Origin of the sequence: uncultured Litoreibacter sp. (assembly GCF_947487515.1) — a bacterium.
GTDB lineage: Bacteria > Pseudomonadota > Alphaproteobacteria > Rhodobacterales > Rhodobacteraceae > Litoreibacter.
The window spans coordinates 90,794-108,270 of sequence record NZ_CANKWO010000001.1; the positions used below are offsets into that span (position 1 = coordinate 90,794).

The following is a 17,477-nucleotide window of genomic DNA, read 5'->3' on the forward strand; positions in this document are numbered from 1 at the left end:
ACCACCGCAAGTAGGACGTAAATTGAATTCATTTATTCTGCCGCGATTTTGATAACTGGTTCCATGCGCGCCAACACATCGTCGGCAAGGTGGCACTTAACCTGATGCCCTTCTGCCATGTCGCGCACCGGTGGTACTTCTTTCTCACACAGACCACCCAGAACTTGATCCTTCCAACGGCAGCGCGTCTGGAACGGGCAGCCAGAGGGCGGGTTCATGGCGGATGGGATGTCACCCTCAAGGACGATGTGCTGCTTTTCGATGGAGGTGTCCGCGATGGGAACCGCAGACAACAGCGCCTCTGTATAGGGGTGGTATGGGGGCTGGAATACCTGATCGGTCGTGCCCAGTTCCACTACATGGCCAAGGTACATTACCATAACGCGATCAGATAGATAGCGAACGATGCTAAGGTCATGTGAAATGAACAGCAACGTGGTTTTGTTTTCGCGTTGAATTTCCATCAAAAGATCGGTCACGGCAGCTTGGACAGAGACATCAAGCGCTGACACAGGTTCGTCAGCCACCACAATTCGAGCGTCCCCGGCAAAGGCGCGGGCGATGCCAACGCGTTGCTTTTGCCCCCCCGACAATTGGCGGGGCATGCGTGTGGCAAACTCTCGGGGCAGTTTGACCAGATCCAGCAGCTCCAGCATACGTTGGTGGCGCGCGGCTTCATCTTCTCCGATGCCGAAGATTTCCAAGGCACGAATGATCTGGCGTCCGACTGTCATTGACGGGTTCAGCGTATCAAACGGATTCTGAAACACCATTTGAACATCCGAGACCGTTTTCGTGTCGCGGTCCTCAATTGGGGTGTCTTGGATGTCCTTGCCGTGGAGCGCGATCTTGCCCTCGGTCGCGGTCTCCAAGCCCATAAGCACCTTGGCGAAGGTGGATTTTCCGCAGCCGGATTCCCCCACGATGGCAAGGGTTTCGGATTCTCGGGCCTCGAAGGTTAGCGTTTCATTCGCCTTCACCACCTTCTTGTTCGCCCCGCCAAACAGGGCCGAAGCGGCGACCTCGTAGTATTTCTTGAGGTTGTCCATTCGCAGAACCACGTCACCGGGTTCGGGTTTTTCCGTTTGGGCGCCAACCTCAATCGGGGCCTGCCAATCGATCTCCTCGATCCGACGGCAGCGCGATCCGTGGCGGTCATTGCCTTTGATCGGCTGCATGCGGACGCTGCCTTGGTTGCACAGCCCGTCTTGAAAGTAGTCACAACGCGGCCCGAAATTGCACCCGTCGGGGCGCTCATGGGGCAGGGGGAAGTTCCCCGGGATCGCTACGAGCGGGCGAGCGTTCTTATCCGCCCCGGGAAGTGGGATGGAGCGGAACAACGCCTGTGTATAGGGGTGCTGCATGTCGTCGAATACATCCGCAATGGAGCCGGTTTCCACAGCTTCACCTGAATACATAACGCAGATGCGGTCGCAGGTTTCCAACACCAACCCGAGGTTGTGCGAGATGAACAGCATTGACGTGCCGTATTTCTTGCCCAAGTCTTTGACCAGTTTCACCACGGCCGCCTCTACCGTCACATCAAGCGCGGTGGTTGGTTCATCCAAGATCAACAAGGATGGTTTCGACATCAACGCCATAGCGATGACGATCCGTTGCTGTTGCCCGCCCGATAGCTGGTGCGGAAAGGAGTTCAAGATACGTTCGGGGTCGGGAAGCTTCACATCTGTGACCACCTCCAACGCGCGGCTGTAGGCTTCGGCCTTGGACGTGCCGAAGTGGATCATCGGGACTTCCATGAGCTGCTTGCCGATGCGCATGGCAGGGTTCAGCGACGCCATGGGTTCTTGATAGATCATCGCGATCTGGGAGCCGCGAATGTCGCGCAGCTCTTCTGGGCTCATCTGGCCAAGGTCTTGACCTTTGAATTTGATCGATCCACCCACCACACGTCCGTTCACGCCAAGATCTTGCATGACCCCAAGGGCCACGGTGGATTTGCCGCAGCCGGATTCGCCCACAAGGCCCATGGCCTCGCCGGGTTGCACGGTGCACGAAAAATCCATCACCGCCGGAATTTCCCGCAAACGCGTGAAGAAGGAGATGGAGAGCTGATCGATCTCTAGGATCGGGCCGGAATATGTATCATCAGACATGGGCTTAATCCTTCAGGCTTTCTTCGCGCAAACCATCCGCAAGAAGATTGAGACCGAGCACGAGGCTCATCAAGGCGATGGCAGGGACAATGGCAGGATGCGGGAAAACGCTTAGCAATCGCCGGCCCGAATTGATCGTGGTGCCCCAGTCAGGGCTTTCCGATGACAGCCCGAGGCCAAAGAAGCCCAAAGTGCCCAGAAGGATCGTTGTGTAGCCAATGCGCAGGCAGAAATCGACGATCAGCGGGCCACGCGCATTGGGCAGGATTTCCCAAAGCATGATGTACCAAGGGCCCTCGCCACGGGTTTGCCCCGCAGCCACATAATCGCGGGTCTTGATGTCCAGCACGAGGCCACGCACGATCCGAAACACGGTAGGCGAGTTCACGAAAACCACGGATACGAACACGATTAGTACGCCGCCATCAATCGAGATGATGCCAAAGGGATCCGCATCCCACGCCATACCAAGGTAGATGTAGCCGCCGATTAACACCGTTAGACCGACATAGAGGTTCCGTTTTGCAGGCTCGGTGAAATAGCGCGAGTCGAACAGCACGACAAAGAACACCAAGGGGAACAAAAACAGGATCGACGCCAAAATTGTCGGCACACGCCAGATATAGTCCGTACCCGGTATCTGGATGCCAGCGGCACGAATTTCAGGCGTTACCAATAAGAAAAACAGCAAGATCACGGGGAAGGCCAAAACCAAATTCGCCATAAAGCTGATTACAGTGTCCAGCTTGCCGCCAAAGTAGCCAGCGGGCAGGCCAAGCGTGATACCAACCATGAAGGCAAACAGCGTGGCCGCTGGGGCGATGATCAAAACGACTTGGCTGCCCTTGACCACCCGCGAGAACACGTCGCGGGCTAGATTGTCACCCCCCAAGAGGTAGTGCGCATAATCCCCGTCCTCAGCCCCGCGCAATGGCGTGCCGGGCAGCTTGTTTTTCATGCCGGACACTTGAGCCAAAGGATCATGGGTTAGGATCAGGTTCATTTCGACGAAAATTGCGGTGAACACCCAGAACATCACAATCATAAAGCCGATCATACCGATCGGACTATCGAACAGCTTGCCGTAGAGACCGAGCCTGCGTTTATAGGTGATCGACAGGTAGAAGGTTGCTGCAAGGGCGATCCAGACCGGAAGCATGCGAACACCCAATTCTCCAACGATACCAGCAGCCCCATAGGGCAACACAATGCCCGCCAAAAGGTAAATGGCGGTTAGCAGCAAAGTGAGCACCACCAAGGGAAGTATCGTGGTTAAAAGCACGGCAGAGTTCTGCATCTGTTGCGGCGGGGACGTTGGGCCCCCGAATGCCAATTGAGCATTCTCAATGAAGTTCAACACAAGATATCCGACAACAGCTAAGGCCAAAGACAATAGCGTCACCGTGAAGATCGGATTCAAAAAGGTGCCTAGCGCACCTGTCCAAGTGAGCGGCTCCATTATGAAATCCTAATGCGAGGGTTGAGGAACACGTAGCCGATGTCCGAGATCAGCTGCGTAAGCAAAACGACGACCACAGCCACAACCGAGCCACCAAGCAACAGGTCGATGTCGTTGTTCGAGGCTGCCTGCACCAGCATCCAGCCGAAGCCTTTGTAATTGAACAAGGTCTCGGTGATCACAACGCCAGTTAGCAGGTAAGGGAATTGCAGCATGATCACTGTAAACGGCGCGATCAATGCGTTGCGCAGCGCGTGTTTGATGACAATATTGCCGAAGCTGACCCCCTTTAGACGCGCGGTGCGGATGTATTGCGCGGTCATCACCTCAGCCATGGAGGCACGGGTCATCCGCGCGACATAGCCCACCCCGTAGAGGGCGATGGTGGCGATGGGCAGGGTGATATTGGCCCAAGTGAAGTCCTCCATCGCGGAGGTGGCGGAGCCTTTAAACCACTTCAACCCGAAGGACGATGAGGCAAAGACCGCGATAAAGATCACGCCTGACACATATTCAGGTGTCGCGGATGAGGCGATGGAGAAGGTCGATAGCGTCCGGTCCATCCGGCTGCCTTCGCGCATACCTGCAAGGACGCCGATAATCAGGGCAACAGGGATCATCACGGCGAATGCGCCCAATGCCAGCCAGCCAGTTAGGCCCAGTCTTTTGAAAATAATCTCGCCCGCGTCCCCTTTGAAGACGGTCGAATATCCCCACTCCAGTTGCAAAACGCCGCAGTATTTTGGCGCCGTCTCGGCTGTGTTGACCCCTTCGCGAATACATTTCCCCGTGGTTTTGCCATCTTCATCCGTGTAGACGTGATTGGGCACCACCCCCAGCCAACGCCCGTATTTGACGCTTAACGGGGCCGTATAGCCTTCGCGGGTCAGGTAGCTGACCACCGCCTCATCGGACATGCGAAAATTGCCCTGTGTTTTGGCAAGCTTCTCAAGATTGGGGTAAAGGTTCGTCATGAAGAACACGATGAACGTCAAGCAAAGCGCCGTCAGCAGCATCACGCCTACACGTCGTAGGATGAACATTCCCATGAAATTGGGGTCCCTGTGTGTTGGCCGCGGGGGTGCACCCTTATGGGCGTCTGATGCCAAGGCAGTCTTGGCAGCGCGGAGTGGTTAAAGAAAGGGCCGCTCCTTGAAGGAAGCGGCCCAGACTTGATGTGCTTTAGGCAGAGAAGCCGTACTTATAAATCTGCGGAAGATAGGCGATGTGCATATCTGCCCCCACAATGCCCGGCTTCATATGGCGGTAGAGAGAGCGCCAATACGGCTGGATTGTCACGCCTTCGTCCCGCATGATTGTCTGCAACTTCACCATAACTTCGCGACGCTTGTCCGCATCGGCAATGGAGTTGGCTTCAGCCAAGGCCGCATCAAACTCCGCATTGGAGAAGGCCGCTTCATTCCATGCTTCACCAGAGCGGTACGCAAGGCCCAAAATCTGGACGCCCAATGGACGGTGGTTCCAGTTGGTGGACGAGAAGCCGTATTTCGTCCAATCGTTCCAGAAGGTCGTGCCCGGAATGATCGTCCGCTTGATGTTGAAGCCAGCGTCACGCAGCTGCGCGCCAACGGCATCGGTGGTGTTCTTGCGCCAGTCATCGTCGATGGAGATCAGCTCGAACTCGTAATCACCCATACCGGCTTCGTCCAACAGCGCCTTGGCACCTGCGGGGTCATGCTCAAAACCTGGAACATCCGCATATTCTGGATGCATAGGCCCCACATGGGTGTTGTCGGCGATTTGGCCCTGACCGGCATACCCCAACTCGAGACACACGCCACGATCAACGGCCATGGCGATGGCTTTGCGAACCCGCACGTCGGCGTAGGGTTTCTTGCCATCCGCGTCTTCCGCGGCTTGGTTTGGACGGATCACGATTGTAGCGGCAGATGGCACTTCGGATTGCTCCCAGCCAAGGCCAGCCATGACGTCGACGAATTCGCCAACGGTTTCATAAAGGATATCCACCTCGTCAGACTCAGCGGCTGCGACCCATGCAGCAGGGTCGGTGCCATAGTCGATGAATTCGATCCGGTCGAGATATGCGCCTTTGCCAGCCGCATAGCCCCACCACTCAAACCCTTCGTTGCGAACAACCACGCCCTTTACCTGAACCTCTAGGGATTCCGGCGTGTAAGGACCTGTGCCGATAGGGTTGGCCAACATGTCCTCTGCGGTGCCCGTCGCCGAGCTGTGCACAACCGCAGCAGGATAATCCGACATGCCAGCAATCAATGTGATGTCAGGGGCAGGGAGGTTCAGTTTGACCGTGTGGCTGTCCACCACGGTCACGCCGCCTTCAATCGCGGTGTTGGTGTTCGCGTCAACAAGGACTGCGAAACGACCGGCCATGGAGTTGCCTTCGACGTTCTTGTCACACCAAGCCGTGATCATACGGGCCACATCATCGGCGTTGAAGTCGTCGCCGTTGTTCCATTTCACGCCTTTGCGGACATTCAATGTGTACTCGGTGGCGTCATCACTGATTTCCCAAGACTCGAGAAGCATCGGCTCAAAAGACCCATCAGAGTTGTACTCAACGAGGTACTCCAGCCAACCGGCGGTGAAATACGCCATTTGTGTCCAGTCATATGTTCGTGGATCTTTCAGCGCGCGTACTTCCATCTGCATGCGCATAGTGCCGCCCTGCTTGGGCTTCTCCATCGCAGCAGCGGGGCTCGCGCCAATCAGGCCGTAGGCAGCCGTTACAGTGACGCCGAGCATGGTGGCACGGGACATGAACTCGCGGCGATCCATTTCGCCTGCTTTGTGCTCATCAACGTACATTTCCACTGCTGGGTGCACTGGGCCGCCGTTAAAGGTTTGCTTGGTCATTTGTGTCTCCCTGAAGACTTGTAAGTTTATTGGTGAGCAGTCCCCGAAGTTCCCCAGATTGACTGACTTTAAAGCTTTCGTTCGTTCGCCTTAACGTTTCCCCTCAACGCACCAAATGTCATTGCGCATCAATTTTGGAGAGGCGTCAACGGTTGGAACCGTCAAGGTGGCGCACAAAAACGACAATCGCAACGGGGAAAACCGACATTGCCTAAAACAATGCAGAATTTTTTATAAATATTTTTGAATTAGTTAAGTTGACGTTAGGAGAACTATCGGATTTTCCGAAAAGCCGATGGGCTCTTTCCTGTATGTACTTGAAAAGCCCTCGTAAAATACGCGGGGCTGGAAAATCCCAATTTTTCAGCGATGTCCTGAACTGGGCGATCAGTATGAATCAAAGCTTCGCAAGCGGCTTGAATTACGCGTTCCTGAAGCAAGGCAGAAGCAGGTTTTCCCACTGCATTTTGTGTCAATCGCGTCAGATGGGTTGGGGTCACCTTTAGATCAGCGGCAAACTCCCCAAGAGATTTCCCATCACGATGCCCAATGCTGACGACATGACTGAACTTTTGCAAAACGCGGTCGGATTTTCCCAGCTCGCCCTGAGGTTGATCCGTCACCGCACGATCAAGCCAAACCCCCAGCATCATCGCATAGGCCATCACCGCACGACGTTGCCCCGTGCGCAATTCGCCCAACTCGCGTGACAAGGCGTCGATCAAGCCAGTGATTTCGGCCTGCGCCTGCACCGTGGAGACCTTCAACAATGCCGGTCGCCGCGGAAAGCCGACGGTCTCATCGCGGGGCAGGGAGACAACCATCCCCTGCGGGCTAGCAAACATTTCATAGCTGAACAAAGTATGTGGTGGGATGAAGATCGCCGTGTTCGGGCCAATGCCACGCATCCTGCAATCGACCATCACACGCCCCTGACCACGCGTGATCCAGAACAATATCGGGTGGTCCCGCGATTGCGCCGCATCTGCACGCCACGCTTCCGAGCGCTGGTGATTTGCCAGTGTTTCGACGTAAGGGAGCGTTGGGCGGGTCATGAATATCCTGCATTAACAGATGTGCTGAAGTCTTAGCTTAGACGATCAACGTAGTATGTGGGGCATACTCAAACTGTCAAAGACGCAATTTAGGTCATTCTGTGTCAGTTCGACAACGCGTCGGCGGATACCTGCGTCCAATCCTTCATTCGCGCCCGAAACCATGTCCTTTGGCGCTTGGCATATTGACGCGAAGCGATAATCGACCGCTCTCGGGCCTGTGCAAGCGAGAGTTCGCCGTTTAAGTGCGCCATAAGCTCAGGTCCGCCGATGGCTTTTGAGCTTGGCCGTTGAATGTCCCAATCATTCTGCAGCGCCCGCACTTCCTCCAACGCACCTTTTTCAAGCATCTGATCAAATCGGCGAATGATCCGGTCATCCAGCCAAGGTACAGGCGCGTTCATAACAATCGCCATGCAGGTGTCGCGGCGTAGGGTCGGAGGCGGTGTTTCATCCTGCCATGTGGAAATGGGGCGTCCGGTGGCCGTCATGACCTCCCATGCGCGCTGAACCCGTGCGCGGTTTAATGTGTCGATGCGGTCGGTGGTGACGGGGTCCAACGCCGCTAGCATATCGTCGCGTGAAAGTTGTTCGGCCTGCGCGCGCACCTCAGGCGGGATGGGCGGAATGTCGGCAAGCCCCTGAGTTAATGCGGTAAAGTTCAATCCAGTGCCGCCAACAATGATCGGGCGGGCCGGCTTTTTCAGCTGGGCGCTCACGTCACGAAGCCAGTGGCCGGTGGAGTAGCCTTCGCGGTAGGGCACATGGCCATATAGGGCGTGCTCGGCTTGCGCTAATTCGTCCGCGTCGGGGCGTGCGGATAATTGTTGCCAGCAATCGAAAACCTGAAGCGCGTCTGCATTGACGATTACACCCCCCAATTGCGTCGCGATTTTCAGGGCCAGTGACGACTTGCCCGAGGCGGTCGGGCCAGCAATGAGAACTGGTTGTTCGGACCCTATTTGTTCAAGCAATTGCTGCATCCTACGGCCCGTTTCCAATAATTATCGGTTTGTTCACGCCGCACCCTCGCTTGGCCGTTGAAACTTGTGCGGTTTTCCGACATTTTGCCACCACTTTGCAACTGCTCAAGTAGCACCTAGAAAGGCCGCCCCTTATGACCGAAGCCTCGAAAAGCACTTACAATCGCGTAATGTTGAAAATCTCTGGTGAGGCGCTGATGGGGGATCAGGGATTCGGATTGCACCCGCCCACAGTGGAGCGGATCGCGCGTGAGGTGCAAACTGTCCATGAAATGGGCGTTGAGATCTGCATGGTGATCGGCGGAGGCAACATTTTTCGCGGACTTCAAGGATCTGCGCAGGGGATGGAGCGCACGACGGCCGACTACATGGGGATGCTGGCGACGGTGATGAACGCATTGGCCATGCAGGGGGCGTTGGAAAGCCTTGGTATCCACACGCGGGTCATCTCGGCGATTACGATGAATGAAGTGGCGGAACCCTATATTCGCCGCCGCGCCGTTCGCCACCTTGAGAAAAAGCGGGTCTGCATATTTGCCGCGGGCACGGGCAACCCGTATTTCACGACGGATACAGCCGCGACCCTGCGCGCCAACGAGATGTCTTGCGAGGCGATCTTCAAGGGCACCAAAGTTGATGGCGTTTACGACAAGGACCCCGCCAAGCACGATGACGCCGTGCGCTACGACAAAGTCAGCTTTGACGATGTGTTGCAAAAGCGACTTGGCGTCATGGATGCCTCGGCCATTGCGCTGGCGCGAGACAACAATCTGCCGATCATCGTGTTTTCCTTGGATGAACCCGGCGGCTTCAAGGGCATCCTTGCGGGGCAGGGAACCTACACAATCGTTGAGGATTAGCGCACCACTAGCCAGCGCATCGCGCTTGCTTTAGATAAATGCGTAACAGGCAATACAATAAACAAGATGGGACCCAAGCATGTCCGAAGACTTCATTCTAGACACTGACGATATCCAGCGCCGCATGGACGGTGCGATGGCCTCTCTGAGAACCGAATTCGGCTCTTTGCGCACGGGCCGTGCCTCTGGTTCCATGTTGGAGCCGGTGATGGTCGATGCTTACGGCTCTATGACGCCGATCAACCAAGTTGGGACGGTCAACGTGCCGGAGCCACGAATGGTTACCATCAATGTGTGGGATAAAGGTCTGGTTGGCAAAGTGGAAAAAGCCATTCGTGAGAGTGGCTTGGGGATCAATCCTCAACTAAATGGCACGATCATTATGTTGCCCATTCCTGAGCTGAACGAAGAACGTCGCCGTGAATTGACCAAAGTGGCGGGCCAATATGCCGAGAATGCTCGGGTGTCGGTGCGCAACATTCGCCGCGATGCGATGGATCAAATCAAGAAGGCTAAGGCTGACGGGCTTGGCGAAGACGATCAAAAACTTTGGGAAACCGAGGTGCAAGACATGATCAATGCGCAGATCAAATTGGTAGATCAAGCGCTGGAGAGCAAACAAGAAGAGATTATGCAGGTTTAACTGCGTCTTTCCCCGCAAAGCCCGCCTGACTTTGGCGGGCTTTGACGATACTACTATATAAAACAAACAATAATTTGAGGTATCGATATGAGCGCTAAGGATGTGAACCCGAACGGTCCCAAACATGTCGCTATCATTATGGATGGCAACGGCCGCTGGGCAACACAGCGCAATCGTCCTCGTTTGTTTGGCCACCAAGCGGGGGCAAAACGCGTCCGCCAAGCTGTGGAAACCTGCCCAAGCTTGGGTGTTAAGTATCTGACAATGTTTGCCTTCTCGACCGAAAACTGGAAGCGCACTCAGTCCGAAGTCTCTGGGTTGATGGCCTTGTTTCGCCGCTATATCCAACGTGAAGCCAATTACCTTCACCGTCTTGGCACGCGCGTTCGCTTCATTGGGGATCGCGAAAAGCTGGACAAGAAGTTGCAGGCTTTGATGGATTACCTCGAAAAGCTGACCGAGAACAACGATGTGACACATCTCACGATCGCGCTGAATTACGGGGCCCGTGACGAGGTTACACGGGCGACACAGCGTTTGGCGGTGGAAATCGCGGAAAAGCGCTTGCGGCCCGAGCAGGTCAATTCGGAAGTGCTGGCCTCCTTCCTTGATACCTATGTGCTGCCCGATCCCGATCTGGTGATCCGCACCTCCGGCGAGGCCCGCATTTCCAATTTTCTGCTTTGGCAATCCGCCTATGCCGAGTATGAGTTCATCGACACGCATTGGCCCGATTTCACGCCAGAGGTTTTTGCCAGCGTAGTGGCCCGTTTTGGCGGCCGCGATCGTCGTTTTGGCGCAGTGAAGGCCTGACAGGCCCGCCCGCCTGCAACACTATGGAGGCGACATGAGCGCATCACCCGATAAGTTTTCCGATCTGACGGCGCGCATGAGTTCTGCGGCGGTTATGGCCGTCGTCGGTATTGGCGCGATTTGGGCAGGGGGGCTGTGGTTCACGGCCCTTGTTTGTGTGATCTGCGCCGCACTGGTTTGGGAACTCGCGCGGATGCTTGGCGTGGGGCAAAATGTAGCCTTGGCGCTTGGCGGTGTTGCGGTTGCCTCCCTATTGGGGGGCTGGATGCAGCAATCGACGGCGGGGCTGTTGTTCTTGGCCATCCCCCCGATTGCCTGCAGTGTCGCCGTTTCCCAGCACCGAGCATTGCACAGCGCCTTTTCGGTGCTGATCATGGTGGCCTGTTTGGCGCTGCTGGTGTTGCGCATTGACGGCGTGGTTTGGATGCTGTGGCTGGCTTTGGTCGTGGTGGCGACAGATGTATTGGGCTACTTCGCGGGGCGCATCATCGGCGGGCCAAAATTCTGGCCGAAAGTGTCTCCAAAGAAGACATGGTCCGGCACGGCTGCGGGATGGGTGGCTGCGGCCATCGTGGGAATTTTCTTCATCGGCGTCAGTGGCGTAGGCTTTGAAGTAGTGGTGTTTTCAGTATTAATTTCAATGGCCTCACAGGCCGGAGACGTAGCGGAAAGCGCATTGAAAAGACGAATGGGTGTCAAAGACTCCTCGAACCTAATTCCGGGGCATGGCGGGTTCTTTGATCGCTTTGACGGCATGTTAGGGGCAGCCGTCATCTTGTTGCCAATCATGCTGCTGGTGGGATTTCCACCGATCCTTAACTAATGCGGAAGGTCACGATTTTCGGATCGACTGGATCTATTGGCGAAAACACCGTCGATCTGATCGCACGCGCGCCAGCGGATTATGATGTGGTCGCCCTGACGGGCGGGCGGAATGTCGCGCGTTTGGCGCAGCAGGCGATTTCGCTGAAGGCCGACCTTGCGGTCACCGCCTATGACGACTGCTATGAAGACCTGAAGGCCGCTCTGTCTGGCACAGGTGTCGAGGTGGCCTCTGGCACCGCTGCGATTGCCGAGGCGGCGGACCGTCGGGCCGATCTGTTTATGTCGGCGATTGTCGGGGCTGCAGGGCTGGTGCCAGGAGTGCGGGCATTGAAGCACGGCACAACGCTGGCCTTGGCCAATAAGGAATCACTGGTCACCGCGGGTCCGCATCTTATGGGGGAAGCTGCCCGCAACGGGGCGACGATCCTCCCTGTCGACAGCGAGCACTCCGCCGTTTTCCAGGCCTTGGTCGGTGAAGATATCTCTGCGGTAGAGCGCGTGATTATCACAGCCTCCGGAGGGGCCTTTCGGGATTGGCCGTTGGAAGATCTGGCGTCAGCCACGATTGAGCAGGCGTCCTCTCACCCGAATTGGGATATGGGGCAACGGATCACAATCGACAGCGCATCCATGTTTAACAAGGCCATGGAGCTAATTGAAACAAAAGAGTTCTTCGGGTTTTCGCCATCTCAGATAGAGACCATAGTTCACCCTGAAAGTTTGATCCACGCTTTGGTGGGCTTCAATGACGGGGCGTTGATGGCCCATATCGGGCCGCATGACATGCGCCATGCCATCGGTTACGCGTTGAATTGGCCGAACCGCAGTCATCTGCCTGTGGAACGTCTTGATCTGGCCAAAATATCCAGCCTGAACTTCATTGCCGCTGACGAGGCGCGATACCCTGCGCTGCGTATTGCAAAGGACGTAATGGATACGGGCGGCTTGTCCGGTGCGGCCTTCAACGCGGCGAAAGAGGCGGCACTTGATGCGTTTATCGCAGGCGAGGTGGGCTTTCTTGACATGGCGTCTTTGGTTGAAGATGTATTGAGCCGACTTCACGGTGAATTTGGCCTTGGTTGCGACACAGTTACCCTTGATAAGGTGCTGGAAACGGATCATGTCGCACGTCAGTATACGCGCGAGTTGGTTCAACAGACAGCAGCGCGCTAGACGCCGAGACAACAGACGCGAAAGGTCGGTCTATGGATATTTTGGGAATGCTCCCCATGTTTGGTGGTTTTTTTGGAGCCATCATTGCCTTTGTTGTCGCGCTCAGCGTGATCGTCGCTATCCATGAATACGGTCACTATATCGTTGGCCGCTGGTGCGGCATCCATGCAGAGGTCTTTTCATTGGGCTTTGGGCCGGTGATCTATTCGCGGGTCGACAAACATGGGACGCGTTGGCAGCTCGCGGCACTTCCTTTTGGTGGCTATGTCAAATTCATGGGCGATTCCGATGCGGCCTCCGGAAAGGACGGCGAAGCCATGACCGGCCTCAGCGACACAGAGCGAAAGCGCACCATGCATGGTGCGGATTTGTGGCGCAGGGCGGCGACTGTTGCGGCGGGCCCCGTATTTAATTTCATCCTGTCGATCTTTGTTTTTGCAGGAATTTTTCTGTTCTCAGGCACGACGACCGAAGATGCGGTGATTGGCAAGCTCAAGCCGCTTCCTGGATCTGTTGACATGTTCCAAGAAGGGGACCGCATCTTGCGTGTCGGGGATACCGATGTTGCGAACCTGAGCGAATTCTACACGGTGGCCCAAGCTCAGGACGCGGCATCGATTGTGTCCTATGAAGTAGAGCGCGATGGCCAAACCATAAGCTTTGACAGCGTCTACCCTTTCCCGCCGGTGATCGACCAGTTGCAGCCCAAATCGGCGGCCATGGATGGTGGCTTAGAGGTAGGCGACGTTATTCAATCGGTCAATGGAACGGCAGTCTATGCGCTCAGCGAAGTACAGGCCGCCGCTCAGGCTGGTAAAGACAAACCCATGGCGCTGACGGTTTGGCGCAATGGAGATACCGTCGAGAAAACCTTGATCCCGCGTCGGCGCGATCTACCGTCTGATGGCGGCTTTGAGTCCCGTTGGTTGATCGGTTTCTCCGGAGGTGCATTTTTTGAGCCACCGCGCGTCAAGCTTGGGGTAGGGGATGCATTCGTCGGCGGGGCCACTCAGACGTGGTTTATTGCGCAATCCAGCCTGTCTGGCATGTGGCATATGATTACCGGCGCTATCAGTTCGTGCAATATCCAAGGCCCCATTGGTATCGCGCAGACGTCGGGGGACATGGCCTCGCAAGGGGTTAAGGAATTCATTTGGTTTATCGCTGTTTTGTCGACAGCGGTCGGGTTGCTAAACTTGTTCCCTATTCCGGTATTGGACGGCGGACACCTTGTTTTCCATGCTTATGAGGCCGTCGTAGGGCGCCCTCCGTCAGATAAAGCTTTGAACATGTTTATGACGGGTGGGTTGGTTTTGCTGCTGTCCCTTATGCTGTTTGCGTTAACCAATGACTTCTTTTGTACTTAAGTCTGCCCAATTTGCGCCATATTTGAACGGCATATTGGTCCTGTCTTAACGAGGGATTGGACCGATGCAGCATATTCAAAGCAGCTACAATGGGCTTAGCCTTTTGCTTCGTCTCAATTGGGACAGGCTGATCTGGCCTGTGGCGATCGTTTGCTCCCTTTGCACTGCAGGGCTTCTTGCAGGGCTTTGAGCCGCTGAAATACATGTAACATTTCGCGATTTAGGGCCTCCGTTTTTCGGGGGTCTTTTTGGGCGTTCGTTTTGACAATAGGTGAGACTCGCGATAGACCGAGCACACAACATAGAGTGTCAGAGCGGGACCCAAACACATGAAGATCGCAAAAGCGACGCATAGCGCACGCCAATTCTTTAAGATTCAATGTGTTAGGGCGGCATTGTCTGGTCTGGCCATTACAGCCGTCGGCGGGGCCGTGTCCTTGGCTCCCGCATATGCGCAAAGTTTCCCTGTTTCATCGGTCCAGATTGAAGGTAATCAGCGGATCGAGGACGCAACGGTCCTGAGCTTCCTTCAATTGCCAAAAGGGCAGAATGTTACCGCGGGCCAGCTCAATGATGCGGTGCAACGTCTTCAACGCTCCGGCTTGTTTGAAACGGTAGATGTCGTACCGGTTGGCAATCGTCTTGTTGTGACCGTAAAGGAATTCCCAACGATCAACCGCGTCAACATCGAGGGCAACAAACGCCTGAAAGACGCTGACCTGCTGCCGTTGTTGAACTCGAAGACCCGCAGAGTCTACAGCCCCGCCACAGCAGAGGCCGACGCCGCATTGCTGGCCGAGGGATATAGTCAAGCAGGCCGGATTGCGGCCACCGTCACGCCACGGGTAATCGCGCGGTCGAACAACCGCGTCGATCTGGTTTTTGAAGTCTCCGAAGGCGATGTCGTCGAAGTAGAACGCATCAGCTTCATTGGGAACCGTGCCTATTCGGACCGCCGCCTGCGCCGCGTCATCGAATCCAAGCAGGCGGGACTTCTCAGATCCGTCATTCAATCGGATACCTTTGTCGCTGATCGCATCGCCTTTGACCGCCAGTTGCTACGTGATTTCTATTTGTCCCGCGGCTATGTCGACTTTCAGGTTCTGTCATCCACCCCACAACTGTCGCGCGAACGGGACGGCTACTTCGTCAGCTTCAAGGTGCGCGAAGGTCAGCAGTTCAATGTCGGGCAGGTGACAACATATTCAGAGCTGCCCGAGATCGACGCAGATGAATACCACAAAGTTGCGCGCCTGAAGGACGGGGAGGTTTATTCCCCCGCCAAGATCGAGAACACCATCACACGGATGGAACGTCTGGCCCTGAAACAAGGGTTGAACTTCGTCCGGGTTGAGCCACGCATTACCCGCAACGACGCGGATGTAACTTTGGATGTGGAATTCGCCATTGTGCGCGGCCCACGTGTCTTCGTGGAGCGGATCGATATTGAAGGCAACGCCACGACCCTTGATCGGGTTGTGCGCCGACAGTTTAACACCGTCGAGGGTGACCCCTTCAACCCGCGCGAGATCCGAGACGCAGCAGAACGCATTCGCGCCTTGGGGTATTTCTCCACTGCGGATGTGAACACCCGCGAAGGAAGCGGCCCTGAAAGTGTCGTCGTTGATGTCGATGTCGAAGAGACAACCACCGGATCGTTGGGGTTCGGGGTCAGCTTTGGTGCGGACGCAGGGGCCTCTCTGAACGTCAGCTTCCGCGAGCGCAACTTCCTTGGGCGCGGGCAGACGGTTGCCTTTAGCTTCGACACGGGTTCGGACAATCAAAACACCTCTATTAGCTTCTTGGAGCCTGCGTTCCTTGGTCGTGATCTGTCCTTAGGGATCAACACCTATTACCGGACCACCAACAGCCAGTTTGCATCCTTCGACACCCAAGCGGTCGGGATCGAGCCCAGCATCGAGTTTCCGGTGTCCGAGAATGGCCGGCTTCGCCTGAACTACCGCTTGTCGAAAGATTCCATCAAGAATGTCTCCGCCTCTACCTCGGCGATCATTCAACGCGACGAAGGCTCGGCGTGGACATCTGCCTTGGGGTATTTGTATTCCTATGACACGCGTCGCACGGGCTTGAACCCGAACGGCGGCGTCCTGCTGCAATTCGGGCAACAGATCGCAGGTGTCGGGGGCGGGCTTCAATATGTCCAAACCACGGGTTTGATTTCGGCGGAAACGAAAGTGGCACGCGAAGAGGTCACCCTGCGCGCACAGTTCGAATTCGGGGCAAACACACGGCTGACCGGCAACAGCCGCATCACCGAGCGCTTCTTCCTCGGCTCCAGCAAATTGCGCGGGTTTGAAGGGGCCGGTGTTGGTCCTCGTGATCTGGCATCCGCCGACCGAGACGCGCTTGGCGGGAATTACTTCGCGGTTGCGCGCCTAGAAGCCGACTTCCCCTTGGGCTTGCCTGAGGAATACGGCATTCGCGGTGGGGCGTTCTTTGACGTAGGCTCCCTTTGGGGGTTGGATGATACCAACAACGGAACAGCCACGCCGGTAGATGACGGCTTCAAGCTACGGTCTGTTGTCGGGGTTTCCTTACTGTGGGACACACAGCTAGGCCCCTTGCGTTTCAACTTCACCAAAGCCCTTGTGAAGGAAGACTTTGACCAAGAACGGTCGTTTGACCTGACCGTATCCACGCAGTTTTAGACGTGAGTATGTGTCGTGCAGCATGCGCGGTGGTGGCGGCCTTGATGGTTGCCACACCGACCATGGCGCAGACGGTTCAGCCCAGCCCAGTTTTGACGTTGGACCAAGACCGTATGTATACCGCCTCTGCCTTCGGCAAACGTGTGCAGGCAGATTTGCAGCAAAGTTCGCGGCTGCTTTCTGATGAAAACCGAAAGATCGAAAGCGCGCTTGAGGAAGAAGAAAGCCGTCTGACCCTAGAACGCGCCGATATGGATCCGGCGGAGTTTCGCAAGCTTGCCACAGATTTCGACGAACGTGTCACCGGTATTCGCCGCGCTCAGGCCGCGAAAAGCGACAACATTCGCAAGCAGGCCGAAGCCGAGCGGGCGCGGTTTTTCGAGCTGGCGTTCCCGATCCTTTTAGAGCTGGTAGAAGAGACCGGAGCAGTGGCCGTCTTGAACAATGCGGCGGTGATATTCTCTATCCGCCAGATTGATATCACCGATGTGGTGATTGAGCGTATTGATGCATCTGTAGGGGCCGCCCCTCCGCCGGTAGATACAGGCCCGTTGCCGGTTCCTCGTCCCAATGTTGAGGATCAAATTGACGAGACCCCCTCTGAAGATGCCCCATCCGACAACTGACGAGCGCAACTTGTGCCAAGGGTAGGCAACT

At 55.9% G+C, this 17,477-nt stretch carries 14 protein-coding genes; 8 read left to right on the plus strand and 6 right to left on the minus strand.

Annotated elements, in window-relative coordinates:
• Positions 1–32: 32 nt before the first annotated feature.
• The 6 genes from Q0746_RS00485 to miaA form a co-directional block, all read right to left on the minus strand.
• Positions 33–2,126 (minus strand): ABC transporter ATP-binding protein, encoded by a 2,094-nt coding sequence (locus Q0746_RS00485; protein ID WP_298257997.1) that lies wholly within the window; start codon positions 2,124–2,126, stop codon positions 33–35.
• Complete coding sequence (locus tag Q0746_RS00490) at positions 2,122–3,576, minus strand: ABC transporter permease (RefSeq protein WP_298256132.1); 1,455 nt, start codon at positions 3,574–3,576, stop codon at positions 2,122–2,124. Before Q0746_RS00490 ends, Q0746_RS00485 begins: the two co-directional genes overlap by 5 nt.
• Complete coding sequence (locus Q0746_RS00495) at positions 3,576–4,625, minus strand: ABC transporter permease (protein WP_298256134.1); 1,050 nt, start codon at positions 4,623–4,625, stop codon at positions 3,576–3,578. Before Q0746_RS00495 ends, Q0746_RS00490 begins: the two co-directional genes overlap by 1 nt.
• Before the next feature lie 133 nt (positions 4,626–4,758).
• Positions 4,759–6,432 carry an ABC transporter substrate-binding protein gene (locus Q0746_RS00500; RefSeq protein ID WP_298256136.1) on the minus strand — a complete coding sequence of 558 codons (1,674 nt, stop codon included), beginning with the start codon at positions 6,430–6,432 and terminating at the stop codon, positions 4,759–4,761.
• A gap of 272 nt (positions 6,433–6,704) precedes the next feature.
• The gene (locus Q0746_RS00505) at positions 6,705–7,487 is read right to left on the minus strand and encodes an AraC family transcriptional regulator (RefSeq protein ID WP_298256138.1); all 783 of its coding nucleotides are present in this window, start codon (positions 7,485–7,487) and stop codon (positions 6,705–6,707) included.
• 104 nt (positions 7,488–7,591) lie between these two features.
• Positions 7,592–8,470, minus strand: a complete 879-nt coding sequence (gene miaA / locus Q0746_RS00510; RefSeq protein ID WP_298256140.1) for a tRNA (adenosine(37)-N6)-dimethylallyltransferase MiaA — start codon at positions 8,468–8,470, stop codon at positions 7,592–7,594.
• 134 nt (positions 8,471–8,604) lie between these two features.
• Between miaA and pyrH the strand changes: the two genes are divergently transcribed.
• The 8 genes from pyrH to Q0746_RS00550 all read left to right on the plus strand — a co-directional run bounded on the left by pyrH (position 8,605) and on the right by Q0746_RS00550 (position 17,446).
• Positions 8,605–9,330, plus strand: a complete 726-nt coding sequence (gene pyrH, locus Q0746_RS00515; RefSeq protein ID WP_298256142.1) for a UMP kinase — start codon at positions 8,605–8,607, stop codon at positions 9,328–9,330.
• Between the two features lie 79 nt (positions 9,331–9,409).
• Entirely contained in the window at positions 9,410–9,973 is a 564-nt protein-coding gene (gene frr / locus Q0746_RS00520) for a ribosome recycling factor (protein WP_298256144.1), read from the plus strand.
• A gap of 87 nt (positions 9,974–10,060) precedes the next feature.
• Positions 10,061–10,786, plus strand: coding sequence for a polyprenyl diphosphate synthase (gene uppS, locus Q0746_RS00525; RefSeq protein ID WP_298256147.1), 726 nt, complete (start codon positions 10,061–10,063; stop codon positions 10,784–10,786).
• Between the two features lie 34 nt (positions 10,787–10,820).
• Entirely contained in the window at positions 10,821–11,609 is a 789-nt protein-coding gene (locus tag Q0746_RS00530; protein WP_298256149.1) for a phosphatidate cytidylyltransferase, read from the plus strand.
• Positions 11,609–12,784: a 1-deoxy-D-xylulose-5-phosphate reductoisomerase gene (dxr, locus tag Q0746_RS00535; RefSeq protein WP_298256151.1), complete on the plus strand. Its 1,176-nt coding sequence runs from the start codon at positions 11,609–11,611 to the stop codon at positions 12,782–12,784. Before Q0746_RS00530 ends, dxr begins: the two co-directional genes overlap by 1 nt.
• Before the next feature lie 32 nt (positions 12,785–12,816).
• Positions 12,817–14,151, plus strand: coding sequence for an RIP metalloprotease RseP (gene rseP / locus Q0746_RS00540; RefSeq protein ID WP_298256152.1), 1,335 nt, complete (start codon positions 12,817–12,819; stop codon positions 14,149–14,151).
• Between the two features lie 329 nt (positions 14,152–14,480).
• A complete protein-coding gene (gene bamA, locus Q0746_RS00545; RefSeq protein ID WP_298256154.1) occupies positions 14,481–16,820 on the plus strand; it encodes an outer membrane protein assembly factor BamA in 2,340 nt (779 codons plus the stop codon).
• A gap of 8 nt (positions 16,821–16,828) precedes the next feature.
• A complete protein-coding gene (locus Q0746_RS00550; RefSeq protein WP_298256156.1) occupies positions 16,829–17,446 on the plus strand; it encodes an OmpH family outer membrane protein in 618 nt (205 codons plus the stop codon).
• Positions 17,447–17,477 lie beyond the last annotated feature (31 nt).

Excerpts from the sequence above, each read along its gene's own strand:
- Q0746_RS00550 (WP_298256156.1), top strand. The coding sequence starts at position 16,829 with ATGTGTCGTGCAGCATGCGCGGTGGTGGCGGCCTTGATGGTTGCCACA.
- Q0746_RS00530 (WP_298256149.1), top strand. The coding sequence starts at position 10,821 with ATGAGCGCATCACCCGATAAGTTTTCCGATCTGACGGCGCGCATGAGT.
- Q0746_RS00495 (WP_298256134.1), bottom strand. The coding sequence starts at position 4,625 with ATGGGAATGTTCATCCTACGACGTGTAGGCGTGATGCTGCTGACGGCG.
- miaA (WP_298256140.1), bottom strand. The coding sequence starts at position 8,470 with ATGCAGCAATTGCTTGAACAAATAGGGTCCGAACAACCAGTTCTCATT.
- Q0746_RS00505 (WP_298256138.1), bottom strand. The coding sequence starts at position 7,487 with ATGACCCGCCCAACGCTCCCTTACGTCGAAACACTGGCAAATCACCAG.
- dxr (WP_298256151.1), top strand. The coding sequence starts at position 11,609 with ATGCGGAAGGTCACGATTTTCGGATCGACTGGATCTATTGGCGAAAAC.
- pyrH (WP_298256142.1), top strand. The coding sequence starts at position 8,605 with ATGACCGAAGCCTCGAAAAGCACTTACAATCGCGTAATGTTGAAAATC.
- bamA (WP_298256154.1), top strand. The coding sequence starts at position 14,481 with ATGAAGATCGCAAAAGCGACGCATAGCGCACGCCAATTCTTTAAGATT.
- uppS (WP_298256147.1), top strand. The coding sequence starts at position 10,061 with ATGAGCGCTAAGGATGTGAACCCGAACGGTCCCAAACATGTCGCTATC.
- frr (WP_298256144.1), top strand. The coding sequence starts at position 9,410 with ATGTCCGAAGACTTCATTCTAGACACTGACGATATCCAGCGCCGCATG.
- Q0746_RS00490 (WP_298256132.1), bottom strand. The coding sequence starts at position 3,576 with ATGGAGCCGCTCACTTGGACAGGTGCGCTAGGCACCTTTTTGAATCCG.
- rseP (WP_298256152.1), top strand. The coding sequence starts at position 12,817 with ATGGATATTTTGGGAATGCTCCCCATGTTTGGTGGTTTTTTTGGAGCC.
- Q0746_RS00500 (WP_298256136.1), bottom strand. The coding sequence starts at position 6,432 with ATGACCAAGCAAACCTTTAACGGCGGCCCAGTGCACCCAGCAGTGGAA.